Below are 25,763 nucleotides of genomic sequence, written 5' to 3'. Positions count from 1 at the left end.
CCTTTTATTTCTAAGCAAGAGGAGGAATTAGTATGGCTCAAGCAAAATCTAATCGAGTCGCCGGCAATATCTTTAAAGGTTCTGTCGGTAATTTAATTGAATGGTATGACTGGTACGTTTACTCTGCTTTCGCTGTTTACTTTTCAGCAGAGTTCTTTCCTAAAGGCGATCCAACGAGTCAGTTACTAAACACAGCAGCTATTTTCGCAGTTGGATTTTTAATGCGCCCTATCGGAAGTTTATTAATGGGACGCTATGCGGATCGGCACGGACGCCGGGCAGCATTAACGCTTTCCATTACGGTTATGGCCGGTGGTTCCTTAATTATCGCCTGTACCCCTAGTTACGAAAGCATCGGGATTATGGCACCCATTATTTTAGTTCTTGCCCGTTTACTGCAAGGTTTATCACTTGGCGGAGAGTACGGAACTTCCGCAACATATTTATCTGAAATGGCTAGTAGTGGTCGCCGTGGCTTTTATTCAAGTTTCCAATATGTAACGCTCGTTGCCGGGCAAATGGTTGCGTTAGGCGTTCAAATTGTTCTTCAGCAATTGCTAAGCGAACCCGATATGAAAGCTTGGGGCTGGCGCATTCCGTTCATTATTGGAGCGATGGGCGCAGTAGCTGTATTATGGCTTCGCCGCACGATGGATGAATCGGAGCAGTTCGCAAACATAAAATCACAAAAACGCGAAAGCGCAGGAACCGTTCGCGCTCTTATGAAACACCCGAAAGCAGTATTAACAGTAGTCGGCCTAACATTAGGAGGCACTGTTGCATTTTATACGTACACAACATATTTACAAAAGTTCATGGTAAACACAGTCGGTCTTCCGAAAGAAGTTGTAAGCTGGATTAACTTTGCCGCACTACTTATTTTCGTCGTACTTCAACCAATTGCTGGGCTACTATCCGATAAAATTGGACGTCGCCCATTATTAATGGCATTCGGTATTCTTGGAACATTACTAACAGCACCGATCTTCTTCTTCATGGAAAAAACGACAGAACCAATCGTAGCATTTTTACTCATGATGGTCGGTCTCATTATCGTTACTGGTTACACTTCTATTAACGCAATTGTAAAAGCAGAACTCTTCCCAACTGAAATTCGCGCACTTGGCGTAGGTTTACCATATGCACTAACAGTTGCGATATTTGGCGGAACAGCTGAGTTCATCGCATTATGGCTAAAAAGTATCGGAATGGAATCACTATTCTACTTCTACGTAGCTGGATGTATCGCGATCAGCTTTATTACGTATTGGCGTATGGATGAGTCATCGAAGACTTCGCAGATTGAGGCAGAGCTTGGTGGTGGGGACAATTTAGTTAATAATAAATCTAGTTAAAATGATGTATTCTATAATCTTCGTTTATCTGAACTCGATTTACTTTATCTAAGAAGGCATAATTCATTAAGATATAATTTAAAAACCTCTACTTATATGTAGGGGTTTTTGTATGACGAAAAAACACGTATTATCGACAATTGCAAAAAGCCGGAGATTTTGCCAATGTAGAATCCATTGGTACTCACACCATGCGAAAAACCTTCGGCTATTGGTTCTATAAACAAATAAAAGATGTTGCTATGTTACAAGAAATTCTTAACCATAGCACACCACACATCCCCCTGAAACATATTGGAATTAATAAAGAAGAAAAAGATAATATTCTTGATACATTTCAAATTTAATTCACTTAAAATTACTATTTCAATCATCATAAAAAAGACCTTTTATTTTAAAATAAAAGGTCTTTTTTATAAACATATATGTATTAAGATTTATATTTTTTTACTGTACAAGGAATAGTTACAATGTACAAATCAATAGCATAGATTGTAACACAGATACCTTTACCTTCAGCTTCTAACTTTTTATCTAGTTGAGACAAATGCTCTGAAACTTTTCTTTTTCCCCATCTTCTAGGAAACCATTGAAAAACCTTAGGAACATTATATTTTTTATTATACCAAGTATTCAATCTCCAAAAAATGAAAAAAACCAAAACAATAATTATGATACGAAAAATATCAGAATATGAAATTCCTAAAATCATATTATATTTTCTCCATTTTCACTAAAACTCAGATAATTTACTTCTTAATTCTAATTCATCCTCTGTTTCGAAACCCTTAAATAATAAATGAATTATTTGATTATGATTAAAAAACACATTATATTCTTTTGATAAATTACCATGAGGATATGGACAAGAAACATAATCGCATAATTTATTATCAGCTTGTTGTTACTTTCTTCCATAAATCATAAGAGGTTGATTAATTTCTTCTATAAGAGCTACAGAACCAATTGGTAATAATTAGCCTCCAATTGGAAAATAAGAGACGAACAAAGATAATCTACTCAGCTCCCTTAAGGTTTTAATAGTTTAATATTTGATTTTCAAGTTTGCCTTCACAAATTCCTGTTAACACTGATAATAAGAAAAACAGGCCGTAAAACGGGCGATCAATTTGATCATATAGGTCATACGCTTCGCCAAGTGGAACATCCGAATCATGTGGTTGTTCCCCTGTAACAATTACTAACAGCGCGTAGAAAACATTTGGATAAATAAGAGGCAAATAAATGATTAAAAAGTTGTAACCCCTACTATAAGAAATACTATTATTACTAAAGGAAGAATGATAATCATAAAGGATATTATTATTGTTAATAATGCTTTCCATGCTGAAAATTGGTGTGCTTCTCCTAAACATTTTAAGGAAATAATGATTGTCCAAATTCCAATAACTATATCAATTATGGCAAAAATAAGAAACAAAATCGTTAAAGTTATGCTACTCTCCATTTTCGGTGTCTCACTCGTAAAGTTTTCTATCCCAAACAAGAAAAATGAAGGCACCCAAACTAATATAAGAGAATAAACGTAAGGGATATAAGAATAGGCAACTGCGTAACGTGTTTTTTCAAAGGTACCTTGTCCACCAAGTTTTTTTGCCACCCAATTAAATAACGCTGGTAGCAAAAAATAATAAATTAAGAAAGCAACGAAGGTACCGAATATAACCATTGAGATTATTGAAACTGGACTACTTATTGAATCCCCCATATTTTTAGAAGATGCTCGATCTAAAGTCTGTACGAATGAGCCTAGTAAAATGAGTAAAAACACATTCTTTGGTTTGGATATAAAAATTTCTTTCATTGTATCACGTGGTTTTGTCCAAATGGAGAACCAAGGATTAAGCGCACGTTTAAATTGATTTTCTGGAGTTTCCATATAAAAAACATTCCCCTTTCTTAAAACATATTAAATGTAAATCCCTAATTATCCCAATTATGTACATATAAATATTAAAGCATAAATAGTCGATTATTTAAATGTAAATAATCAATTATTTAATTTCATCTGAAACTTAGGGGGAGTGCTTCTTAGCAATTACCTCTATATTTTCTTACATTTTTAACTATGGGCTGATTAGTTACTTTCATTTTTGAGTACCTCACATTCTTTAATACACGGGATAAACAGCTATAATCTTATCATCAATAAGAACAAACCTAATTTCCATTCCTTCAGATGTTTTACCACAATATAATCTTCCACTTATACATCTTTTATTGCTATAAGCCTCGTAAATGGCTTCCATAAGAAGAATGCAATTATACACTTGAAATGCAACAAATCCTCTTTAAAAGCCTATACGTATTTTCCCTCCATCTTCTATATGCTTACGTAAATAATAATACTTATGCAGTTCTATAATCATATAAAACAAAGCAAACGAAAACACTGTGCATGCAGACATAAATACAATTGCCCCCATCTGTTGTGTTGCAATGCTAAGAATTATATTAGCAATTAACTGCCCCGATCCAGCTGCAATAGCTGCTACTTTTACACCACCAGTTCCTTTCGATGATTTTGATTTTTTTCTTGGTTCCTGAAGTTTTTCAATATGATTTTTATAAAAATGATACAAAGCGAAACTATACAAACCAAATGAAAGAATAAAATAGATGGGAGTTTGTAATTGTAACACTTCATAAGCATATTTTTGAGTTATAACTAATAATCCGACTGAACATATGGCGCCATATACTCCTCGAAATAGAGTGTATTGTAACTGTCGTTTCCGAGGATTGATAGCAATCCATATCGCCCACAAATTTAAAAAAACAACTGGAGGAGTTACTACATATACATAGAGTAATCGAAAAGGATTCGCAAAAGCAGGCAAAAGAACAAACACATCTGCCCCCAAAAGGACAAGACCAATTACGTGGACTCTTATTTCATTTACAGGATAAAGAGCCATATAATGTGCAAAAGCTTTCTTATTAAAATCTAGACTTTTTTTCATGTTAATTAAACCACCCCGCTACTGTTCCAATCAGTAAAAGTTTCATAACTATTCATTCTCTCCCCCTAAATTTATCCATAATATTATGAGCAACTATATTCCATAGTAAAGAAAGTACGGTAACAAAAAGTACAGCTAAAGAAAAATAAATCCTATCCTTCCATGTATCATGTACAATCATGCCTAGTATAATCATTATTAACGCACCAACACATATAACTATTTTTGAAAATTTTCGCATTCTATTATCTCGCTTCCTTCTCAAACTTAAATGAAACTCCTGCGGAATCTATAACCATACCCACCTATTACAATCTCACCTTTGGAACTTATATCATAATCACCTAATACAGGTATATAATTAGGTATCTTAATTTTAGTAATTTCCGCTTCATATGTTTGTAACACTATCAACGTTTCAAATGTCCTTTATACATTCCTTATTTAACCCCAAAACATTAAAATATGAATATTATAAAAATTAACTATCTACTTCCCATCAAAATTACGGTAATCCTATTAAGCCTGGGATTACTCCTTCTACCTTCGCCCATTCAAACGAGCACTCAACTAACATTTGATTCTTACACTTAATTCTTAATAAACCTTCTTCTATCGTATTTATTTCAAAATAATCAATTATATTTTCTGTCCCTAAACCTTTTATTGTTAAATTATGAATAGTAAAGAAAGATATCTCTACATAAATTACATCCCACTTATCCCATCTTTTTGGCTTGTTTTCAACATTTTCCTTTGTCATCAATTGAATAACTAAAGTAGGACCATCTCTTTTAAGACGCACATCTAATAACTCTGATTCTTCAAACTTTGGTATTTTCCCAAAAATACTAATTAACGCTTGTGGATTTAAAAATTTAAATTGATCAATCATTTTTATACTTCCTATTTTTTATTTCTCTTCTCAAAATAATAATGATCCTCCATACGATCTACCTGTCCTGTTCGTGTATTGTATTCAGGTCTTACATTATGATGCGGTGACTGATCTCCAATTCCACCTTCTCCAAACTTATGACCCTCTGAATGATCTTGAATTATAATTTTTTGACCTTTTACTTCATATGTAAATTCTCGAGTTATAATAGGCTGTTTATTATCATTTAATATCCTTTTACCATTACTATCTGTTAATGGTACCATTTTTTGACTAATCGGGTGTTGAAATCTAGGTATATTTAATTGTCTTTTAATTTCTTTTAAACTAGCTCCCCTAGATTCATGAGAATTTTCCCCCTCAATCTTCTTAACTTTGAGATAATATTAAAAAGACTTATGCGTAATTCACATAAGTCTTACTTTTGTTACTCATAATTAATTATTCGTCCTCGTCTTCAAACTCATATAAGCTATCAAGTAATTCTGCAAAAGATGAACAAACAGGATAGATGGATTCTTCCATTTCTTCTTCCTCATGGTCCCAAAATACGACTGTTGGTGACTGAGGATTATTTCGGTAATCAAAGCATAGAAGGTTACCAAACGGGCCTCTAGCAAAAGGATATACTTTATCTACCAATCTATCTTTTATACTATTATATGTTTGCAGCATAGAAATTTTTCTCTCAGAGTCTAAGGTTAAAAGGTTATTAAGTGAATCTTCATCCTGATTAGGAATATTGAATGTATCTGGAGTAGGATAGCCACCATCATATTTCTTTACACACTCAATAAAATCATTAGGAAATTTAATACCAAAGTACTCTTCTAATTGTTCAATTTGTTCATCTGTAACTTTTTTCTCACTTACATTAATCCATGTAATGTTGTTCATAATTATAAACCGCCCTATCTTTTCCTCAAATTTTATATCCACCTGTATGACCAGTATCGTGATGTATCTGATAATCTACAAGTTGTATTCGACCAGGTTCCTGATTATGAAAGATTTAAAATTAATTCTGCTAAACTATCACAGATTACTTCGAAGCTTCCGCTTTCATAAGCTTCTAATTTTACTTGTCCATTTTCATTATCTACAACTACCAAGAGACCATTGAATTCCATACCAATAGGAATATTATTCAGTTGATTATCATGTGCGCCTTGGTACCCTTGTAAAGATACATAAAAATCATGCAGTTCAATTCCTGGTATAACAGAATTTAATTCAAAATCATAACCTAAATAATTACCTCCTAAGTCTAAAAACCAATAAGAATTATAATATTCTTTAATTGAATTATATAATTGTATCCCCAAATCTTTTTCTATATTAGAAAAATCATGAATTATATTTTTTTCTAACGGTTTCCAGAATACGTATCCCTCTATATCTGGTTCTCCTTCATAGATAAAAGCCTCTGCTTCTTCTATCCATAAAGATTTTGGCAATGAATTATTACAATCTTGCCACTCTCTAATTATTTTATCAAAACAATTTTTCATTTCATTTTTCATTTTTTTATTTACCGCCTAATGTATGATGTTCAATAAATTTCTGAAGCATTTCTACATATCCTGCATCTTTTCCCCCATGCTCCAATCGATTTTTCTGCGTTATGAATCCCTCCAAAACCAGGATGTAGTGGCAGCGGAACACCAACAGCTTGACCACCACCAATATGGTGATGGACTAATTTAGTTCCACGTAATCCAGTAAAATCATATTGTAGAAATTCCCCTCTAAATCGTTAAGGATTTAGAGAGGAATTTCTTTATCACATAAGTAATATCATTTCTTATTAAATTTACTGTGTATCAGTTCAAAGAATTTATTTGTACCAAGTGAAATTGCGCCAATAATAAGAACACCAATAATAAAATAAATCTTTTTAAATAAGTTGTAAGGAGATAAAATAGCAACTACAAGAAGTATTATAATTGCAACGAATGTGACTAATTTCCCAACTTTAAATGCTTGCATATCAGCTTTCCTCCTTCTGGATAAAAACAGCCAATATAGTCATACATCACAGGTTCTTTAACCATAAGTTTTTGTTTCCTTCCATAAATCACAATACTTAAAATTCAATAAACCTCTTTAAAAGGTTTCATGTGTTCTACCCCCATCTTCTATATGCTTCCTTAAATAATAGTACCTATGGAGTTCCATAATGAAATGAAACAACATAAACGAAAGCATGGAGTATACACACATTAATACAATTGCTACCATCTTTTGCGTTGCAAAACCAAGACTGATATTAGCAATGAGTTGACCCAATCCTACAAAAGCCACTACTCCAAAACCAGAGTTTTTTTTCAATGTTTTTGATTTTTTGATTGATTCCTGAAGTTTTTTAATATGATTTTTATAATAATAATACAAAGCAAAAATATACAAACCAACCGAAAAAATAAAATAGATAGGAGTTTGTAATCCTAACATTCCATATGCAAACTTTTGGGTTATAACTAATAATCCTACTGAACATACGATGCCAAATACCCCACGAAATAGAGTGTATTGTAATTGCCGCTTCCTAGGATTTATAACAATCCATATTGCCCATACATTTAAAAAAGCAACTGGTGGAACTATTATGTACATATATATCGGTTGAACAGGATTTGCAAAAGCAGGTAAAAGCACAAATATATCTGCTATCCCAATCACAAGAGTAATTACAGTCGATCTTATACCACTTACAGCGTAAAGAGCCATATAATATTCAAAAGCTTTCTTATTAAAATCTATACTTTTTTTCATGTTAATTAAACCACCCCGCTACTGTTGACTAAGTTTTTTTCACACCCGTTTTCACCATATCTTTAATACTATCATCTTCACCATCATCATCTAAATCAACATCCCATTTCACACCTTCTGTGAAATATTATTCCCTTCTCGAAAAGAAGATCAACCCATTAATAAGATCTAGGCTTATCAAAAATTTCAAAAAGCCGGAGAGTTTTCTGGTATCGAATCTATTGGGACTCGCACCATGTGCAAAACCTTCGGCTATTGGTTCTATAAATAAACAAAAGATTTCGCTATATTGTAAGAAATACTCAATCATAGCACCTCATAAATTACACTAAAATATATTGGCATCAATAAGGAAGAAAAAGATAATATACTAGATAATTTGTATATCTAATCATATATGATCAACATAAAGAAAAATTTGATATACAATCAGATTTAAAAACATTACTTAATAATTCTTTGAATTAAATTGGAGCTGATTCTCTACTTAAAAAACATGACTACTATATATTTCACCAGAATACAGATTCAAAACTATTTAATTAAAGACTAAAAAAAGCTTCTATCTTTAGATGCTTTTTTCAATCCAAAAACTATTTTTCTTTTTTCCATGATATTCGAAATTCCCCACCATGTTCTTCCGTTTTAATTTTAACCTTATATGTATCATCCTTAGGCACTTTAATATTTTTTTCGCCTTCGCCACTATTAAACTCTAGTATTGTATTATCATTTGAATCCACAACATAAGCAATTATAGTTCCTTGTTTAGTTTTATCATCAAAAGAAAAAATCCAATTCTCACCTTTTTTAACTTTCCTATCTTGAGTTGCAGATCCAGTAAATTTTCTATAATCTCCAGAGATACTACCTGATACACTATCTGAAGAACCATGAACTTTACCACCAACAATAGTTCCCTCTCTTGTAAAACAACCACTAAGAATTACTAAACACAAAACAAATAAAATTGTATTTTTAAAAATCCCCACTATCATTACCCCTTCTATTCCCAATAAAATTTTCACCATTAAACTTATAAAAATAACTATAATAAAAAATTATATCCATTAAGATATATATGTTTTATTATAGTTATAAATTTCAAATTATTATTTCAAATCTTCACGCAACTTAATTTCATCCTCATTTATGTAACCAGTAAAAATAACTTCTGATATATATTCATGGTTAAAAAACATATTATATTCAGTTGAAACATTTCCAATAGGATAATAACAAGCCACATAATCCCAAGTTTCCTTAGTTTTTGAATCTTCCTGTTTTCTACCATATATCATCAAAGGTTGCTCCCATGTTTTAAATTTCACAACCGAACCTATTGGAAGTAGTTCTAACTCTAAATTTTGTACCATCTTAGTTTCCCCTTCTTAAAATAGCCTTTTTTATAAGGAAATAAGTGATAGAAAACAACAAACAAGTACCAATTGTACCAAAAACTGCAACCGAAATGTTACCTGCTAATGTTTCATTTGGATCCAATGCATTAGGTAAAATTGTACCAAAAATTGCAATACAAGCTAATATAATCATAAAATATTTAAATTGTTTCACTTTTTTATTCATGCTACTTATCTCCTTTATTCCTTAACATTAACTTCTAAACCAAATCCCCATAAACCTACATCAGGACCAAATGGTGCATGGAATTTGAATCCACTTTTTCCAGCTTCAAAAGATCCCCCGAGTGTTCCAAGCGATGCTGATCCCCCAGTTTGTAACTTTTTATCCATAAATGGAATAGGAATTTTTATAGCACTCTCATATTTTACTAGAGTAGCTTCAGCTCCTATCCCAAATCCTTTAATATTCTCTAGTTCTATTCCGGCCTGGGCTACTGTAAAACCAACCATTTGGTAATAGTTTCATTGATACTTTTGCCTTCTAAATATTAAATGAATTTTGCGAATTATAAATCCAATTCTTTTTCTTATTGTCTATACGTTTATAGATATACTCTACTGTAAAGTATGCAATAACATTGCAAATTAGCAGCAAACCTATAAGTAAAATTTTATCTTCTAACCGTATAGTAGAAGAAGCCCCAATTAACAACATAATACATACAGTAAAAGTCAGAATTCTATTTATTGTACGCATATCTTAATTACTCCAGTCTTATATTAATCCCGTTTTTTTGTAAATTTATCATAAAATTTCTCTTGCGCCCACCGTCCAAATTTTAAAAAACATATTAAACCTGCTCCCAAAAGAATGAGAACGATAGTTCCTAACAATTTTTCCCACCAATTGTTGGATGGAGTAATCATTAATCCTATAATAGATACAGATATTACGACATAAACTAAAATATATAATGGTTTATACGATGGAGTTTTCATATCATTTTTTCTCCTCAGGTTTTTCAAATTTAAAACTACTTCCCATAGTAAACCCCTCTAAAACAGGAACTGTTATACCAGTTTCTTTTCCAACACTACCTTTCAAACCTATTGCACCCAATCACAAGAGTAATTATAGTCGATCTTATATCATTTACAGCATAAAGAGCCATATAATATTCAAAAGCTTTTTTATTAAAATCTGTATTTTTTTTATGTTAATTAAACCACCCCGCTACTGTTGACCAAGTTTTTTTCATTTTCCCTTTAATACATAATGAGCAAAATATATATTGGTTGATTTTACCGAACGCATCATAAGATTTTATTGCGAATTTTCAAACTTCTAATCTTCTATTGAATATTAGCATATAATCAATTCTAATCATGAAACATTCTACCTTTTATAATGATTTTGGATAAGTTATAAATAGTCTCTACCTATTAATATTGTATAATTCAATAAATTTGTTAAGACTGTCTTCTAATCTCTTAATTGTGTTTGGATACTTTTTTGAATAACCCTCGCACATTTTTTTTAAATAATGATAAAGTGTTTGATAATTAATTATTACCTCATCACCACTGTATAATGCAAATTCTCCCCCTTCAAATGAATCTCCATTGGCAATATCATACTCATCCAAATCTCTTGGAAAAGTACATGCGCCATATTCCTCTCCAAATCCTACTCCTTCACAAACTGAATTGATTACCTTTAAAAATCTTTTATCATCTACCATATTAAACACTGCTTGTATAGGAAAATGGGTTAAATCTAGTAAATCCTCATCTTTTAATCTAAATTCTCTTTGCATACATATCTCTCCTCGTATATCTTTAATCTATTCTGGAAAAAAGAAGAGATTTCTCCACCTTTATGGTATCCTCTCCAAGTTATTTCTTTACCGTCAACACCTGTCCATTCTCTCGAAAGAACTCCATCACTGGTTTTTAATTTAGCGTCATTAGCTGCTTCAATTCCACGGTTAATAAATTCCTTATCACTTATAATTTTAGGATCATAAATGTTGTTTGTGAATACTTTATTTCCATACTCTCCTGTAGGGGTGCCATCCATATTTAACTTAGGCATATTGTATTCTACTGTTTTTACACCTAGAATTTTTGAAGGTGATTCACTGACTATTTTTAATATTGTTTTTAAAGAACTCTTCACTGTTGTGTGCTCCATCAATACCTCTCCTTCTTGGAACAGAGGGATCTATATTTTTAATATGATTTTCTAATTTAGGAGTCGCTTTAAACTTTCAAGTGATTTAATGGTGAATGTTTTTGATACTTTTTACCTATTATGGACATTAAAAAAGCTTATGCAGGTTATACATAAGCTTTTTTACTCATGATTAGATATTTTTCAAATGCTACACCTTAAAGCAAGTCTTAAAAAGGTTAAATATAATAGTCAGGATTTTCATCCATTTTAATTAAAAATTCTTCTAAAGAATCCGCTATTTTCTCATCTTCAGAGTAAGTAGGACATTGACCTAATTCATTTTCCTCTTTAAATTTAATTGTTAAAAAGTTAAGTTCTGTTACTTCAAAAAACACTAATGAATCATCATCTAGGTTTGGATTATATTCATAAATATCTTGCCTTAAACGGAAATCTGCAACTGAAATCGGGTCCATAAATCTGTTGAAAAACGTTCTTGTATCAGACTTAAAAAACCACAACCTATTTCTTGATAAAAGCGTTTCAGTTCTTTTGGAAGTTCCATTTGTAATAAGCTTTCTGCCTCATCTATCTCATCTTGATATATAGGATAGAAAATAGGTTTTTGTTTAGAACGGACACTTCTGTCTGCTACAACATATTCTTTTAAAAAATTAAACATAATTTTTAATACCCCCTATTAAAGAAGGGTTATTTTTAACGCTTCCTCAAGCATTGTATTAAAATCATTATATGTGTTCATTACCGTACCTGATGGTTTATCAAGTTCTAAATAAGTACCGTCTGATAAGCTCTTACAAAACCACGCAATATTTGAATCGCCAAAGAAAAGATACTCTTTTTGAAATTCATTTTCATACCAAATCTTATTCGTGTCTATAAAGCCGCAAATATGTTCATCTTTTTTTGTTTCTAGTAAAGAAGAATCAACTCCGTAAAGTACCAGTCCATCAAAGTCTAAACCATTTACAGTTTTAAGAAACTCTTCGTATTCCCTCGGTAAATCAACATTAAATTTCTCTTTTACATGTTCTCTTAATCTTTGAACTTCAGTATCCGTTGCGGGTGTATTCAGCTTATAATTAACACTTTTCAATATATCTCCAATTTCCAAAATCATATTTTTCCACATATAAATTTCACTATTGCTTCAGCTTGAATCAGTTCAAAAATTTCTTTTTCATTTCCCTCATAATTGTTTAACATTCTTAGAATTTTTAAATCCTTTACATCCATGTCACTAACTCCTATCAATTATTTTAGGACTTTCTTTTACATGTTTGCTTCTGAATCCCATACCTCGATAAATTCAAAACCTTTTAAATCACTTTCTAACACTGTATTTCTAAATTCATCTGATACAAAAACGGAAGGAATATGTAATATTTCATTTAAGTAAACTTTAAATATTGTTTGGTTCTTAACCATATTAGGTAAGAATGCGTATTTTTTGAAATCTATTACTAAGCCAGAACGTAGTTTCTTTAGTATAGCTTTCTCATAGTTAATAGCATCTAGTGCATTTAAAACGTTAATTATATAATACACTTCTCCCGTCACATCATGAATTAGGGGAAGAAATTCTACATTATCACCAAGTATAGACTCTAAAAATTTTTTAGCTTTCCCACTAACCATTGGCGTACCAACTTCTCCCCAAAAATGAGGCAAATCACTTTGATTTCCTTCTTCTACACATTTAATACGTATTTCTCCCCATGAATCAGATGCTTTTACTGCCGAGTCAATTTTCCCTTCAAAATACTTTTTAGAATCTTCTTCTAAGTTCAATAGTTGAAAGGATTCATAGTCATCAAATGAACTCTTTAATTCCCAAATTTTCATTTTTACTCTCCTTTGTTATTTTTCTATTATAAGATTACTCTTTCTTCGGTTTATTTAATTTTAATTCACCATTCAATAAACGTTCTCTTATATCATGTAAGGCGTCAACAGCATCTTCTTGAGTACCGCCCCGTTTCTTAACAAGACTTAATACTCTCTCTACTTCAAGTATATACTCTGAACTATGCTTTCCTATGTGTAAGACTTCAGTAGTCACGTATTTATTAACTTTATAAGGTAAAAATACTCCATTAGCCGCCGAATCATGGTCTATCCCAAATTCCTTTAATAATTTTTGTGCCTTTTCTGCCCTACTATCATTCCAAGGTGTTAGATGATGTGCTGCATTAGAATATGGGGGTGGTTCAATCCCTGCATCCTTAAGTTCTTCACGTAATATTTTAGATGCTGTATACGAATCAGGATACTCATTTTTCACTTCAACTCTATCAAGAACTTTATCCGCATAATCTTTTATTACTTCTTGTACACCTTTAACTCTACTTCTTCCACCAGTTTCAGAAAACATAAATGTATCACGGGCTTCTTGTAAAGCTTCAAATGTTTTTATCTGATTGCTACCAAAGCCACTAGTACCTGCGAATGCAAATCGTTCTTTCAATGGTAAATGATTCGAAACAGACGAAATACCTTCTGAGAATTTTGTTAGATTTGCAGTAGTTGCTACCTTCGATACTTTACTTAATCCTTTATCACCAATAAGTCCTAATCCAACTTGTGTTAAAGCATAACTTCCCCATTTAGCACGACTTTCAGCATCTCCATTTATTACATCATTAATAAATGAATCTGACAATACATTATACATCGTACTGAGGGTATCAATAGGGTGCAAAGCAGCGTTCCCCATGTTTTCCCACGTTTCCCAATCTCCTAAAGCTTTTATTCCGTCTATTGTATCGCTAACTGCTTGTCCCGTACCATCTACAATACCGTCCCAAATTTTTTCACCAGTAGATTTTTCAGGTAGCTTACCACACATTTCACCTTCTTCAATTGAATTGGCAGCTTGTCGTGCCCTCTCTTCTGTAATCGCTTGAATTGAAGTTGTCCATTCCATATTCAACCCTTGCGTACTAAATGTACCACTTGCAGGACTAAACCCTTTCCCACTTTGAACTTCTGCAAGACCTGCAGCAATACTAGCTGCTAATTGAAGGGCTGTACTATAATTATTACTAGAGGTCTGATTGAATTGATACAAATGATCCAGCTTTTCTTGCAGTTTTTTCCTCATCACAGTAAAAAGATTCGCCATAGCGTCCATACCTGGGATTGGCATAGCTTGACTGATGGCTTCCATACTTGCTTTCATTCGGTCAACTTCTCGAATTTGTTCTAATATTTCTTGTTCAATTACATCTGTGGAAGCGACTTGTGATTGAAATTGACTTGGAAAAGCATCGTTCTGGCGAATTAACTCTTCACACAGATAAATGATTCCTTGCGCTAAAGGACGAAAGGTTTGTACAAAAAATGATTTTGCACTGCTATAAGTTTGTCCTTGTAGAACAGTATCAATTGCAAAGGCATCAATTGACTGAATGACTTGTTCCATACCTTGAATAGTAGCGTTACATACAGCATTCATACTTTGAGTTTGGCCTTGTACTTCTCCTAAATACATATTTAAGCTCATGCATTGACCTCCCTCGCTAATTGTTGTTGTTGATAGGAAAGGTCGTTTTCTAAATCACTAAGGTTTCGTCTTTCTTTAAGCAACGTTTCTTTTTGGTTTTCCAATTCAAATGTGACTTTTCGTTCAATATGTTGTGCCTCTTGATATGTATTCATAAAAAACTGAGACATTTCTCTATCACCATGCCAAGTTCCTAAAATTCGATCAAACAAACGATGGTTTCGACCTCTCCATTCATAAAAATCTGCTTCCGCTTGCTCCTGAATGTGAATCGCGGATTGATTTCGGTCTTGTTCTTCAAATACACTTCTTAACTTTTGATTTACTTGATTGATTTGTTTTTCAATATCTTGACTCATTATATTCCTCCTACTATTTTACCTTTACGTAGGTTGTCACATTAGCGAAAAGTGTTGTGAAGTTCGTTATCCATTCTCTCAAACTCTTGGGCTACTGAATGAATATTATCGACCGCTTGTTGAAAGGCAGTGGAAAATTGTTTCGTAAAATCTAACATTTGTTGATTCGCTTCTTGTGCTTTGGAATTAACAGATAGTGTTGTACGCGTCGCCTTTGTTATAGAACGATTTGTTGCACTTTGGATTATATTCGAAGCTGTTCTCATCTGCGTAGCAATTTGTTGTGCCGTTTGAAAATTACTTTGAAATTGTCCCATCACTCAAATCCTTTCTCTAATTTTCAGAAGATGCCAAAGAAATCCCAATAAATATATGAAAATTCCCTATTAATATCACTCTTTTTAAACGTGTGTCCAGCTAAGTTGGGCACGCAATCAAATGAGCCATACACTATAAGCTGTATGGCTCATTTGAAATGCCTGTTATATAGAGTATGACAATTTTTATTTCAAACCGAAATTACGTGATAATTCTTCATCATGAGAAGCAACAGCTTCTGCAGTTTTATTAAGCTGCATATTAATTTCTTGTAATAGCTGTGCGAAGTTTTGTACTTTTGGCTTTAATTGATTGAACTGTTGATCAAAACCTTCGAAAGCACGACCTTCCCATTCTCCTCTTAATTCATTTTGTAAATTTTGTAGTTGACTTAAAATGTCCTCAATTTGATTTGCACCTTGTCCATATTGAGCTGCTTTCGATTTAAGCTCCTCTGGTGACATACGAATTTGTCCAGCCATTTTCATTTCCCCTTTAATACATAATGAGCAAAATATAAATTGGTTAATTTTACTAAATATATTATAATGTATTATTTTGAACTTTAAAACATTTTATCTTTCTATTGAATATTAGAATATTAATATTCAACTTTTTCTTACTTTACAAGATTTTATGCAAAAAAGACCACCAAAAGGCAGTCCCTCAAAACTCAATCCCGTCCCGCGCTCCACTACTTTCTCATACAAATAATTCGCAACGATAATATCTACTACAGCCAAACCAACTGATTTGAAAATAGTAATCTCTTCATCATTTTCGTGACCAGCTTTTCCCCCTTATAATTTAACCAATTTCGGCGTGGAGATTGCTAGTTTTATCAAAATTTGAAGATTACCTGTTTCTAGATCCTATTCAATTAAGCAATCCTACAAATGCCTCTTCTTCCTCATCTATAAAACCTACAAATATAATTCCTTCAATATCCTCATGATTAAATACAAATGTATAATCAGGATTCATGTATCCTTCTGGATAAAAACAGCCAATATAGTCATACATCACAAGTTCTTTAATCCCAAGTTTTTGTTTTCTTCCATAGTTATTTATGTGAATTCAGCTCGTTTTTTTGTTTTGGGTGAAAAAATTTTTAACTTGATAGCAATGTGGTGCTGCCCTATTAGGCAAATTCGACAAAGAAAAGACACCTAAAGGTGCCTTCCTCCCACTTGAACCATCTTAATTTTATTGTGTTGTTATTATATAAGAAAAGAAGACATCGCTTAAGATGTCTTCTTTTCTTGTACACTTGGTGTTAAGAAGGTATTTATTGCTTAAAAACCATAAAAAAATATAACAATCATCGAGTAAACCTATTATAGCATCAATAAATAGAGTTTTTATATGTATTTTTACATATATATAGATTTATTTATGTTTTATATATATAGTTAAATTGTCTGTTTCTTGTTTTAATTCGTTTGTTTATTTTGAGTGCTCCAGCAATGGAGCCTTTTTTTATGCAATAAAACATTTTCTTAGCATTACTTAGTTGATCTATATTAACTTTACCCCTTAAATTATATCTATATTTTACCAAATAATTATATAGATAACCAGTTTTTTCTAAAAATCTAGTGAATTGATAATTTTAATGTTAGTTGTTAATACTCATAGAAAAATTCATTATGCAATGAAAATTGAGAAATCAAGAATTATAAAAAACTTATAGTATCTTTTGTAAAAGCATATTTATAATTCGTATATTAATATGTTATAATTTAATTTCTAAAACTACCAAAAAAGGACTGCCAGTAATGGTGGTCTTTTTTATATTGGTGAGATTGTACTAGTATAATAAAATAGGATTAACTGTTTATTGTGAGTTTGATTGGTTATCCCTTCTTTCCATTTGGAAGGAAAGGGGTAATATACCTATGGAGTTTTTGTTTGAGCTTCTAAAAGAATTTGTGAAAGCCATTGTACGTGAAGTGTTTGCGTATGTTTTTAGGAAACAAATTTTAGAAAAAGATAACAAAAAACCCACCCTTTTGCTTCCTCGTCGCCGTCGGAAGCAAAAGGGTGGGTTTCGTAAAAAATAAATGATCACGTTATATCCCTAATTGATTGTAAATTGATTTGAATACGTGAATTCACCACGATATTTAATTGCAGCGACATAAGTACCGCTTGTATAGCTATCTGTGATAGGGGTTTGCCAAATTTCTGTTCCAGGAATAAATTCTGGTTCTATTGTTTGGAATCGTTCTAGGGTACCATTTGTGTGGATTTTAAAAATTTTCATTTGCGCACCAAAATGTTCTCTACCAAAGTGCTGTGTTAAGTAAAATGTATCACCAGTTATTAAATTCCCAATCTTCCAATCTGGTTGATATGTACTTTCCTCTGAATTTTGTAAATCCACAATGGTTTTAAATCCCCAATCATCATTAAGTGGATCTGAGTAAGCTGCAGTTGCTTGTGAGGTAGGTTTACTCATTTCTATTGCAGTAAAACCGCTAAAAGTTAATGCCCCAATTAATGCTAATTTTCCTAACTTCATTATTGTTTCCCCCCTATTAATTTTTGTAATTTTTAAAACCAGAAATCATACACACATAATAATATAATCTACTGTATTATATTTCAAATATTTTCTAATAAACTCCATAAATAAAAAGGCACCCCAAAGGTTCCTTCCTCCGATTTGAATCACTTTAATTCTAAGAATATGTATTGGACTCCCATTCAAGTATTATTTTTCCTAATGAACAATTGGAATATTTTAGGTTTTTCACTATTTTTATGTTAAGATATTTTGGTTGATATTCATCTTATTTTAGGAGGTTGGAAGATCTGTTACATGCTTTTCATATGGATTTTAGCTTCTATACAGAAAATATAAAAGTTTTAGGGTTATTAGGGAATTCTACTCGCTTATCAATTGTTTGTAAATTGATTACATATAGTGAACGTATAGGGAAAAGACTTCATTTTAAAATAAAAGATAATAAAACAATGAAGATTATTAGGGTTACAAAGTTAATTTTAATTACTTTCGATATAAATGCTTTTGCTATAACTTAATTGTGTAAAATCACAAGTAGTCCACCTACGGAAATAGGTGGGCTTGAAATTCATAAAAAAAGACACCTAAAGGTGCCTTCTGCCGACTTGAACTATCTTAATTTTAATAATATGTATTGGATTCTGTCCCAAATATTATTGTGCCATGTTAAGTTATTGTATTTTATTTTTGCACCAGAACTGTTTTCTTTTCATAGGGTAATTTGTCCAATTAAAAACTACTTCCACTACAAAGATCAACTCTTTAATAGAGTTGATCTTTTTTAATTTTGAATATTTTAATTTTTAATAACAATACAATCCTATATTATGTTAACATATAAGTATATCCCAATATTACCAATAATTATTAAATTTTCCACAGTAATATTTGTTACTAGAAACTTCTATTTCACTGCTTTTTTCGCTGTTGTTCTCTCATAAAATAATAATAAAACCTCTTAACTTATTTGAAAGGCGTTATTATTTCAACTAACATTTAAATCTTAAAATACCCTTTCTTGATCCCGCAAAAATAATAAAGATGAATATATGAACAATGAATTAAAAACAATTATTATAAACTGAAAATTTACTTTTTATTTACAAAAAAATGAGGATATGGTAAATTTAAATTGTAAGATTTTACATTAGTGTAAAATCTTAACAAAATATAAACTGATAGAAATGGGGAATTAGTATGAAAAAAGCTATTATCGGTGCAATTGCTGCAGGTGTTTTAGTAGTTCCAGCTTCAATGAATGTATTTGCCGCAGAAAAAACAGTTGGAAAGTCCGAAATTGTGACAGCGGATAGCACAATAACTGAAGGATTTGTAGCAGATGAAAACAATTCTGGCAATAAACCTCAGTTATACGCAGGTGTAACGTCTGGTAAAGCAGACGGTGGGTATTGGATTAGAGGAAAAAGAGATGGAAACGTCATTTCCGAATATAAACATTATACAAAACAAGGTAGAGCAACAGTTACAAATGGAAAAGGCGTCTACAATGATGGAAAATGGCAGAAGAAAGATGTATTTAGCAAAGCAAAAGCTACATGGACATCTAGTGGTACAAATAAAGCGAATTACGATAATAAATAATATTCAAAAACAAGAGAAGTTTAAAAACTTCTCTTGTTTTTGAATATAGATAATTAGTGATATTAGATTTTTCTAAGAGGTGTTTGCATGAAAAAAATCATTTTTATTTTAATGGCAGCAACGCTGGCATTAACTGCATTTTTATCTTTAAATATTTTTAAAGAATATAAAACACAACAGTTATTCTATAAAAATACAACTAGTATTACTTTAAATTTTGAAGAAGAGAAAAGTTACACTAAGAATTACATTGAATTTTTACAAATTTTAGCAAAGAAATATAATGTGAATATTTCAAAATACATATACCCGGGAGAAAATGATTTACATATTTTCACAACTGATACTGGTTTAAATAACCATATCAAGTTAAAATCAGGGAAGTTTCCAGAAGTAAATTCAAACAAATTTATAAGTACTTCTGAAATTGAGAGCACAGATCAAATTGGTATTATAAAAAGAATAGATTCGAAAACTAAAATAACTATCCAACCTTTAAGTGCAGATGAAAATTTTGATGGAAGTGGTATGTACTATATCTCGACTCAAGATAAAGAAAAAATAAATGCCATGTTAAAAGAACTAAATGAAAATGTAGCTAAAACAGAAATTTTTGGCGAAAATAAAGCCAATTTTATATATTTACTTGAGAGCAATGGGTTTCAAATATTTTGTATATTTTTGATTGTATTATGCATCTTTGTTGCGATTATTCACTATATCATTCGTAGATTGAAAGATATAGCTATCATGCAAACATTGGGCTATACAAGAAAAAAAATAGTTAGCTTCTTTATCTTTAATTTAGGGAAAATCATGATACTATCAAGTCTTATGATTTATGTATTATTTATTATGTATTGTATATTTACAGATAGTACAGATTTTTATTTTGAATTATCATGTATTTTTTGGATTATAGCAATTACATTGAGTTTTATTTTAATTATACCTATCACAATAATTACGATAGTAGCCTTTACTAGAAATATAAATGTTTCAAAAATAAAAGGTAACAAGCCATATATATTAGTTAGCACATTAAATTTCACTTTAAAATTTCTATTTATAGTCGTAATGTTATTGTCCACGTATCATTGGAAAATCCTATCGAATGAACTCAATCAAAAGATAGATAATTTATCTAATTGGTCAAAAACTAAACATATTTATAAAACTCAAGTTACTTTCGCTAAGGGCGACGATTTAGGTGCGGAAGAAAAAATTAGCAAAAAAATGAAAGACCTTTACTTGGATATGGAAAAACAACATGGTGGCTTTCTAATTAGTACGTCAAATTATGACAAAATAGATGGAAAGTATATCTATGATTTAAATAATGAAAATGGGGATCCGAAGTTAGAACCTTCTGGAAATAGTGTTACTATAAATTCAAACTATTTATCTTATAATCCTATTAAATCAGTTAAAAAAACAATCAAAGAGCAAATTATTCATGATTCGAATACTATGAATATATTAGTGCCTGAAAAATTAAAGGAATATGAGAAGGAAATATATAAGAATTATAGAAAACATTTTTATTTCCAAAAAGTTGAAGTTGATAACATTTATAATGAGGAACTAGGAAGAGAGAAAAATAATACTAAAGAACAAGAGTTAAATATAAATATTATATATGTAAAAAATAATCAAGATTATTTTACTTATGATTCAACTATAAAAGCGGAAGATAAAAATCTCATTAGAGATCCTATTGCAATTATTGATACAGGTATCTTCAATCAATCCTTTTATTTGTCATATGTTGCATCTGAATTTTATTTTAAAACTAATAGTGAGCAACCATACGATAGTATAAGGGCTACTATTACTAAAAATGAGGCTCAATCAACTATACAAAATATCACCTCAGTATATGATCGTTTAGCGTTTGAAATTCAAAACCTAAAAACAGAAAAAGAAAATTTATTGATCGCAATGATCATATTAATCGTCTCGAATTTTCTAATAACTTATAACACTATTTCTAGTTACTATGAAAAAAACAAGTTCAATTTGTATATTAAACAATTATTTGGATTTAGCGCTATAAAGCGCAATAAAATTATGATTACTTTATTGTTATTAGTAAATATTATACCTATTATATCTGTATCTATATATGTTATTGATACTTATGTGATTTCTATAGGTATTTTGATCCTAATCTTAGAAATTTTAATAAGCTATTTCTTTGATAAGAAATTAAGCAATCAAACATTCAATGCTATCATAAAAGGAGAACATTAGTAATGATTGAATTAGTGAATATAAATAAGAAATTTGGTAATAAAGTTGTATTAAAAGACTTCTCATTGAAGATTGAAGATACAGACTTCATCGCAATCGTTGGGGAAAGTGGAAAAGGAAAAACGACGTTATTAAATATTATTGGTTTATTAGAACAAAGCGACTCTGGAGATATAATTATAGAAGAACAAATGAATCCAAACAAAAAGCAAACCTTACTATTGCAACGTGAAAAATTAGCTTATCTATTTCAAAATTACGCTTTAATGGAAAACGAAACGGTAGAGAAAAATTTATTAATAGCCCTAGAATATCAAAAAAATATCGATAAAAGAAAAATAATAAAAGAAGCTTTACAAAAAGTGAATTTGCCTAATTATGAGAAGAAAAAAATTTTTGAGCTTAGTGGTGGAGAACAACAAAGAATCGCTTTAGCAAGAATACTTATTAAAAAATGCGACTACATTTTAGCTGATGAGCCAACTGGTAATTTAGATAACAATAATCGAGATTTAGTGTTTAATATATTAAAAGACCTTAATGAAGATGGAAAAACGATAATATTTGTTACACATGATATGGAATTGGCCTCTAGAGCAAAAAAAATTATAACAATTTAGCGTAGGTTAAAAAGAAACTATTTTTACCCCTACCATTAAAATAGTATGAGACTGATATTAATGCATCATTTGCAAAACGAAAGGACGATTTTTATGTATTTATAGAATCGTCTCTTCGTTACTATACGTATCCTTATTAAAGTCATTAAAATGGGGCCTGTTGCAAAAAATCGAGAAGCTGATATTGTTGTATGAAATATTGTATAAAAGAAGCTTATAACGATTTAATAGTGATGAATTATTAAATCAGTTGAAATCTGTTCGTAAAAAAGTAAGGTATGTAGAAAACAGCGCTAGTAATTGGGCTAGGATTAATCCCACTCTGTTCTTAATTTAAGGAATTCCAAAACGTTCTAACTTCAATGGAAGACCGCCTGCACCACAAGCTTAATTGTTCTGCAAAGAAAGTCATACTACTTGTATGGCTTTTTCTTTATTTTAGTTACTTAAGCCCTACATTTTTATCTGATTTGCTTCTGCTGGTGTAGAAGAGGGAAAAGATATAGAAACATAAAGTGAAACTTTAATCAGCCCTCACCAATTGGGCTTTTACGGGCAGCCCGCCCCCCCACCTAATTTCTTTGCTTCCGCTGAATTTTGAAATGGGGATCTTACCGCCCGTTAATGCGGGATAAAAGAAAACCGCCTGAAATGATATGTACTTGAATAGTAGTACATAAAAAAATACAAATAACAATAAATTAAATATCATTAAAACAAAAAGGAGATGTCCCAGGCATGGTACTAGGACATCTCCTTTACTTATCTAAATTTCTAAACTCTATACAGCACTATCATTTAAACAATTATTAAATATATCTTCTAACTAAAACATCGTATTATCATTAGCTGCTTCACTTGGAATCTCTTGAATTACATCCCAGTGTTCGACAATCTTTCCATCCTTGATACGAAATATATCCACTATAGCAACTCCCTTATCTTGAGAATTAGTACGAGAATGTACATGAAGAGCAACTGTATCCCCTTCAGCTACTACACGTTTAATCTCTGCAGAGGAATTAGGATTTTTAACAAAATCCTCCTTAAAGAAATCCATGAAGGCTTTTCGTCCATCAGCAACAAAAGGATTATGTTGCTTATAATCTTCACTAACATATTTAGGGATAGTATCGATATTATGTTTGTTAAAAACTTCATTATAGAAATCAACTACCATCTTTTTATTCTTTTCATTTTCTTTTACTTCTTTTGATACAGAAGCGACATTTTCGCTCTTTATTGAGTTCCCTTTGTTATTACCGGTGGAAGCTTGAAATATCAAAGTCGATACAATTCCTAAAATAAACACAGAAATAATTATTACTATTAAACTTTTCTCTAATTTCATATATACCTACCTCTTCTACTTAAATAAGTTTTCTTCTATAAAAAGCTTGAAGAAGGAGAAACCTTCCCCAAAATGTAATGTCAGGGGTAATGTTAGGAATTTCATTTATCCTAACCTCCCCCTATACAAGGCATATTAGAAACGATTAACTCTAACTTAATACCTCATTAACAGTTGCACTGTCCACAATTTGAATAAACTTCTTAACATTATCGTTCTCATCAAACTTATAAAGATGACAAAAATCTGCTACAAATGACTTCCCTGTAGCTTTATATGTTCCACTATATTTTCCATACACGATAACAGTATCGTTATTAAAAGTATAAATTTCATCTTTAGCACTATAGTCATCCCATTCCGTGCCAAGACGTTCATGTACGTTTTTCACTACTTCATCTGGACCTATATAAGTACCTGCATATGGAAACCCAGCAGCTTCTGTCCAAGATACATTTTCACTTAAATACGTTTTGAACGCATCCAATTTCCCTTCGCCAGTTAACACATACGTTTCATGTAATAGTTTTTGATATTTATTCATATCATTAACCCCAAGGCATTTCTTTTGTTACAACTTTTGCACTTAATTCTAATACACCTTTATTTGCATAGCCTGGATATGCTGCTTCAAGTTTTGCCACAAAATCTTTTGAAGTTCCACTTTCCTCAGAAGCTTGAACCGCCGTTCTTAGATAATCCATTGTCGCAGTAAGTGCTTGATTATTTAGGGATTTTTCGATTGATCCATGGCTAGGCACAATTATGTCAGCATGTAATGCTTGTAATACTTTCAAGTTCTCAATCCATGCCTCCATAGCCGCTTTTGAGTTAGTATCCGCTAAGAATACATGTATTTCGTTAAATACATCAATACCACCAATTAATACTTTTAGTTCTTTATTAAATAGGCTAGTTCTGTAATGATCTAAGCCTACTAGTTCAAATGTTAACCCCTGAAAATCAATCGCTTTTTCTTTAAATACTTGAGGTAATACCACGTTACTTGGTGCATTTTCTCCAAGGGCGTCTTTCCAAACTTTTAATTTCCCTAAGACAGAATGAACGATATGTTCAACAGTAGACTCCGTAGCATACGCTATAGCTTCTGGGTAAACGGCTTTAATGCTCTCTAATCCAAAGTAGTAGTCTGGATCCCCATGAATAATAAAGATTTTATCTAGAGATAAGTTGTTTTTTTTCAAATACTCTACAATTTCTTTCGAATCAAACTGCGTAAATTTTGAGTTTATTAAAAATGCATGTCCTGCTTTCTCAACTAATGTTGCTGTGACCATAAAGCTTTTTTCGTCCGAACTAAACACCGTTAATTTCACATCTTTTTGATTTGTATCGATTGTTTTAAACATAGTATGTTATTCTCCTTTTGTTAAAGTTATTAACTAATTATCATATTTTTATCATGTTCCGATAAAGTGAAACTTTAATCAGTGGGGGTTTTGTTCATCCCCCACTGATTATTAGTTGAACCAATCGGACTTTTACGGACAGTTGATCCCCCACCTAACTTCTTTGCTTCCACTGAATTTTGAGGTGGGGGTCTTACTGCCCGTTAAAGCGGGATAAAATCTCCCACTCCCATTTATCTCAAAGTGTAATAGTACTGGCGAATATTCCGGAGATGAATGTCA

General features: G+C 31.3%; 32 protein-coding genes and 9 pseudogenes. 8 read left to right on the top strand and 33 right to left on the bottom strand.

Going from position 1 to position 25,763, the window contains the following annotated elements; translation table 11 throughout:
- The first annotated feature begins 32 nt into the window (after positions 1–32).
- Together MHB52_RS04995 and MHB52_RS04990 are read left to right on the top strand one after the other, a co-directional pair.
- Complete coding sequence (locus MHB52_RS04995) at positions 33–1,355, top strand: MFS transporter (RefSeq protein WP_061664135.1); 1,323 nt, start codon at positions 33–35, stop codon at positions 1,353–1,355.
- A 131-nt stretch (positions 1,356–1,486) separates the two neighbouring features.
- Positions 1,487–1,702: pseudogene (locus MHB52_RS04990) on the top strand (tyrosine-type recombinase/integrase); the annotation flags it as partial.
- An 83-nt stretch (positions 1,703–1,785) separates the two neighbouring features.
- Here MHB52_RS04990 and MHB52_RS04985 read toward each other — a convergent pair.
- The 13 genes and pseudogenes from MHB52_RS04985 to MHB52_RS04925 all read right to left on the bottom strand — a co-directional run bounded on the left by MHB52_RS04985 (position 1,786) and on the right by MHB52_RS04925 (position 8,012).
- Entirely contained in the window at positions 1,786–2,067 is a 282-nt protein-coding gene (locus MHB52_RS04985; protein WP_061664136.1) for a hypothetical protein, read from the bottom strand.
- Between the two features lie 21 nt (positions 2,068–2,088).
- Positions 2,089–2,280, bottom strand: a pseudogene (locus MHB52_RS04980) (DUF4176 domain-containing protein).
- 324 nt (positions 2,281–2,604) lie between these two features.
- Positions 2,605–3,255, bottom strand: a complete 651-nt coding sequence (locus MHB52_RS04975; protein ID WP_000449724.1) for a Yip1 family protein — start codon at positions 3,253–3,255, stop codon at positions 2,605–2,607.
- Between the two features lie 412 nt (positions 3,256–3,667).
- Positions 3,668–4,339 carry a hypothetical protein gene (locus MHB52_RS04970; RefSeq protein WP_061664138.1) on the bottom strand — a complete coding sequence of 224 codons (672 nt, stop codon included), beginning with the start codon at positions 4,337–4,339 and terminating at the stop codon, positions 3,668–3,670.
- 505 nt (positions 4,340–4,844) lie between these two features.
- The gene (locus tag MHB52_RS04965) at positions 4,845–5,234 is read right to left on the bottom strand and encodes an immunity 50 family protein (protein ID WP_016078029.1); all 390 of its coding nucleotides are present in this window, start codon (positions 5,232–5,234) and stop codon (positions 4,845–4,847) included.
- An 11-nt stretch (positions 5,235–5,245) separates the two neighbouring features.
- Positions 5,246–5,503: an HNH/endonuclease VII fold putative polymorphic toxin gene (locus MHB52_RS04960; protein WP_061664139.1), complete on the bottom strand. Its 258-nt coding sequence runs from the start codon at positions 5,501–5,503 to the stop codon at positions 5,246–5,248.
- 175 nt (positions 5,504–5,678) lie between these two features.
- Positions 5,679–6,134, bottom strand: a complete 456-nt coding sequence (locus MHB52_RS04955; RefSeq protein ID WP_061664140.1) for an SMI1/KNR4 family protein — start codon at positions 6,132–6,134, stop codon at positions 5,679–5,681.
- A gap of 25 nt (positions 6,135–6,159) precedes the next feature.
- Positions 6,160–6,243, bottom strand: a pseudogene (locus tag MHB52_RS04950) (HNH endonuclease); the annotation flags it as partial.
- Positions 6,239–6,760 carry a SecY-interacting protein Syd gene (locus MHB52_RS04945; RefSeq protein WP_000787238.1) on the bottom strand — a complete coding sequence of 174 codons (522 nt, stop codon included), beginning with the start codon at positions 6,758–6,760 and terminating at the stop codon, positions 6,239–6,241. The gene MHB52_RS04945 and the pseudogene MHB52_RS04950, both read right to left, overlap by 5 nt.
- Positions 6,761–6,789: 29 nt before the next feature.
- A pseudogene (locus MHB52_RS04940) lies at positions 6,790–6,930 on the bottom strand (hypothetical protein); the annotation flags it as partial.
- Between the two features lie 104 nt (positions 6,931–7,034).
- The gene (locus MHB52_RS04935; RefSeq protein WP_001147554.1) at positions 7,035–7,226 is read right to left on the bottom strand and encodes a hypothetical protein; all 192 of its coding nucleotides are present in this window, start codon (positions 7,224–7,226) and stop codon (positions 7,035–7,037) included.
- 11 nt (positions 7,227–7,237) lie between these two features.
- Positions 7,238–7,330: pseudogene (locus tag MHB52_RS04930) on the bottom strand (DUF4176 domain-containing protein); the annotation flags it as partial.
- A 13-nt stretch (positions 7,331–7,343) separates the two neighbouring features.
- Positions 7,344–8,012, bottom strand: coding sequence for a hypothetical protein (locus MHB52_RS04925; RefSeq protein WP_061664141.1), 669 nt, complete (start codon positions 8,010–8,012; stop codon positions 7,344–7,346).
- 127 nt (positions 8,013–8,139) lie between these two features.
- Between MHB52_RS04925 and MHB52_RS04920 the strand changes: the two are divergent.
- Positions 8,140–8,403, top strand: a pseudogene (locus MHB52_RS04920) (tyrosine-type recombinase/integrase); the annotation flags it as partial.
- 202 nt (positions 8,404–8,605) lie between these two features.
- On the opposite strand, the gene MHB52_RS04915 reads toward MHB52_RS04920, so the two are convergent.
- From MHB52_RS04915 to MHB52_RS04840, 16 genes and pseudogenes are all read right to left on the bottom strand, one after another.
- Positions 8,606–9,043 carry a hypothetical protein gene (locus MHB52_RS04915; RefSeq protein WP_001999201.1) on the bottom strand — a complete coding sequence of 146 codons (438 nt, stop codon included), beginning with the start codon at positions 9,041–9,043 and terminating at the stop codon, positions 8,606–8,608.
- 81 nt (positions 9,044–9,124) lie between these two features.
- Positions 9,125–9,388, bottom strand: coding sequence for a DUF4176 domain-containing protein (locus MHB52_RS04910; protein WP_000250495.1), 264 nt, complete (start codon positions 9,386–9,388; stop codon positions 9,125–9,127).
- 1 nt (position 9,389) lies between these two features.
- Positions 9,390–9,599 (bottom strand): hypothetical protein, encoded by a 210-nt coding sequence (locus MHB52_RS04905; RefSeq protein ID WP_001036924.1) that lies wholly within the window; start codon positions 9,597–9,599, stop codon positions 9,390–9,392.
- Between the two features lie 14 nt (positions 9,600–9,613).
- Positions 9,614–9,886 (bottom strand): hypothetical protein, encoded by a 273-nt coding sequence (locus MHB52_RS04900; RefSeq protein WP_016117288.1) that lies wholly within the window; start codon positions 9,884–9,886, stop codon positions 9,614–9,616.
- A 270-nt stretch (positions 9,887–10,156) separates the two neighbouring features.
- Positions 10,157–10,375 (bottom strand): hypothetical protein, encoded by a 219-nt coding sequence (locus MHB52_RS04895; protein ID WP_000856866.1) that lies wholly within the window; start codon positions 10,373–10,375, stop codon positions 10,157–10,159.
- Between the two features lie 437 nt (positions 10,376–10,812).
- The gene (gene cdiI / locus MHB52_RS04890; RefSeq protein WP_061664142.1) at positions 10,813–11,193 is read right to left on the bottom strand and encodes a ribonuclease toxin immunity protein CdiI; all 381 of its coding nucleotides are present in this window, start codon (positions 11,191–11,193) and stop codon (positions 10,813–10,815) included.
- Positions 11,172–11,570 (bottom strand): CdiA family toxin C-terminal domain-containing protein, encoded by a 399-nt coding sequence (locus MHB52_RS04885; protein WP_061664143.1) that lies wholly within the window; start codon positions 11,568–11,570, stop codon positions 11,172–11,174. Before MHB52_RS04885 ends, cdiI begins: the two co-directional genes overlap by 22 nt.
- A 218-nt stretch (positions 11,571–11,788) precedes the next feature.
- Positions 11,789–12,234, bottom strand: a pseudogene (locus MHB52_RS04880) (SMI1/KNR4 family protein).
- An 18-nt stretch (positions 12,235–12,252) separates the two neighbouring features.
- The gene (locus tag MHB52_RS04875) at positions 12,253–12,705 is read right to left on the bottom strand and encodes a YrhA family protein (RefSeq protein WP_000265803.1); all 453 of its coding nucleotides are present in this window, start codon (positions 12,703–12,705) and stop codon (positions 12,253–12,255) included.
- A 140-nt stretch (positions 12,706–12,845) separates the two neighbouring features.
- Entirely contained in the window at positions 12,846–13,418 is a 573-nt protein-coding gene (locus MHB52_RS04870; RefSeq protein WP_000707085.1) for an imm11 family protein, read from the bottom strand.
- Between the two features lie 34 nt (positions 13,419–13,452).
- Positions 13,453–15,078 carry an AHH domain-containing protein gene (locus MHB52_RS04865; protein ID WP_061664144.1) on the bottom strand — a complete coding sequence of 542 codons (1,626 nt, stop codon included), beginning with the start codon at positions 15,076–15,078 and terminating at the stop codon, positions 13,453–13,455.
- On the bottom strand, positions 15,075–15,437 hold the full coding sequence (locus MHB52_RS04860; protein ID WP_000076120.1) for a DUF3958 family protein: 363 nt from the start codon (positions 15,435–15,437) through the stop codon (positions 15,075–15,077). Before MHB52_RS04860 ends, MHB52_RS04865 begins: the two co-directional genes overlap by 4 nt.
- A gap of 41 nt (positions 15,438–15,478) precedes the next feature.
- Positions 15,479–15,754 carry a TIGR04197 family type VII secretion effector gene (locus tag MHB52_RS04855; RefSeq protein ID WP_000529655.1) on the bottom strand — a complete coding sequence of 92 codons (276 nt, stop codon included), beginning with the start codon at positions 15,752–15,754 and terminating at the stop codon, positions 15,479–15,481.
- A gap of 186 nt (positions 15,755–15,940) precedes the next feature.
- A complete protein-coding gene (locus MHB52_RS04850) occupies positions 15,941–16,237 on the bottom strand; it encodes a WXG100 family type VII secretion target (RefSeq protein WP_000918587.1) in 297 nt (98 codons plus the stop codon).
- Between the two features lie 126 nt (positions 16,238–16,363).
- Positions 16,364–16,555 (bottom strand): annotated as a pseudogene (locus MHB52_RS04845) (hypothetical protein); the annotation flags it as partial.
- 76 nt (positions 16,556–16,631) lie between these two features.
- Positions 16,632–16,817, bottom strand: a pseudogene (locus MHB52_RS04840) (DUF4176 domain-containing protein); the annotation flags it as partial.
- Between the two features lie 836 nt (positions 16,818–17,653).
- Between MHB52_RS04840 and MHB52_RS04835 the strand changes: the two are divergent.
- Positions 17,654–17,818, top strand: coding sequence for a hypothetical protein (locus tag MHB52_RS04835; protein ID WP_172796997.1), 165 nt, complete (start codon positions 17,654–17,656; stop codon positions 17,816–17,818).
- A 17-nt stretch (positions 17,819–17,835) separates the two neighbouring features.
- Here the strand turns inward: MHB52_RS04835 and MHB52_RS04830 are convergent, their stop codons facing one another.
- Positions 17,836–18,279: a DUF5065 family protein gene (locus tag MHB52_RS04830; protein WP_061663209.1), complete on the bottom strand. Its 444-nt coding sequence runs from the start codon at positions 18,277–18,279 to the stop codon at positions 17,836–17,838.
- Between the two features lie 311 nt (positions 18,280–18,590).
- Between MHB52_RS04830 and MHB52_RS04825 the strand changes: the two genes are divergently transcribed.
- The 4 genes from MHB52_RS04825 to MHB52_RS04810 all read left to right on the top strand — a co-directional run bounded on the left by MHB52_RS04825 (position 18,591) and on the right by MHB52_RS04810 (position 22,760).
- The gene (locus MHB52_RS04825) at positions 18,591–18,803 is read left to right on the top strand and encodes a hypothetical protein (RefSeq protein ID WP_061663210.1); all 213 of its coding nucleotides are present in this window, start codon (positions 18,591–18,593) and stop codon (positions 18,801–18,803) included.
- 679 nt (positions 18,804–19,482) lie between these two features.
- Positions 19,483–19,887 carry a lactococcin 972 family bacteriocin gene (locus tag MHB52_RS04820; protein WP_000709112.1) on the top strand — a complete coding sequence of 135 codons (405 nt, stop codon included), beginning with the start codon at positions 19,483–19,485 and terminating at the stop codon, positions 19,885–19,887.
- An 87-nt stretch (positions 19,888–19,974) separates the two neighbouring features.
- A complete protein-coding gene (locus MHB52_RS04815; protein WP_016117281.1) occupies positions 19,975–22,140 on the top strand; it encodes a DUF1430 domain-containing protein in 2,166 nt (721 codons plus the stop codon).
- A gap of 2 nt (positions 22,141–22,142) precedes the next feature.
- A complete protein-coding gene (locus tag MHB52_RS04810) occupies positions 22,143–22,760 on the top strand; it encodes a putative bacteriocin export ABC transporter (protein WP_000571715.1) in 618 nt (205 codons plus the stop codon).
- Positions 22,761–23,586: 826 nt separating this feature from the next.
- On the opposite strand, the gene MHB52_RS04805 is transcribed toward MHB52_RS04810, so the two are convergent.
- The 3 genes from MHB52_RS04805 to MHB52_RS04795 all read right to left on the bottom strand — a co-directional run bounded on the left by MHB52_RS04805 (position 23,587) and on the right by MHB52_RS04795 (position 25,481).
- On the bottom strand, positions 23,587–24,111 hold the full coding sequence (locus tag MHB52_RS04805) for a nuclear transport factor 2 family protein (protein WP_000764220.1): 525 nt from the start codon (positions 24,109–24,111) through the stop codon (positions 23,587–23,589).
- Between the two features lie 151 nt (positions 24,112–24,262).
- Positions 24,263–24,655, bottom strand: coding sequence for a nuclear transport factor 2 family protein (locus tag MHB52_RS04800; RefSeq protein WP_001046365.1), 393 nt, complete (start codon positions 24,653–24,655; stop codon positions 24,263–24,265).
- Between the two features lie 4 nt (positions 24,656–24,659).
- Positions 24,660–25,481 carry a hypothetical protein gene (locus tag MHB52_RS04795; RefSeq protein WP_000477257.1) on the bottom strand — a complete coding sequence of 274 codons (822 nt, stop codon included), beginning with the start codon at positions 25,479–25,481 and terminating at the stop codon, positions 24,660–24,662.
- Between the last annotated feature and the right edge of the window lie 282 nt (positions 25,482–25,763).

It is taken from the genome of Bacillus sp. FSL K6-0073 (assembly GCF_038006085.1).
Lineage (GTDB): Bacteria > Bacillota > Bacilli > Bacillales > Bacillaceae_G > Bacillus_A > Bacillus_A cereus.
Note: the sequence above shows the minus strand (reverse complement) of the source record. Positions and strands in the feature narration are given on the sequence as shown.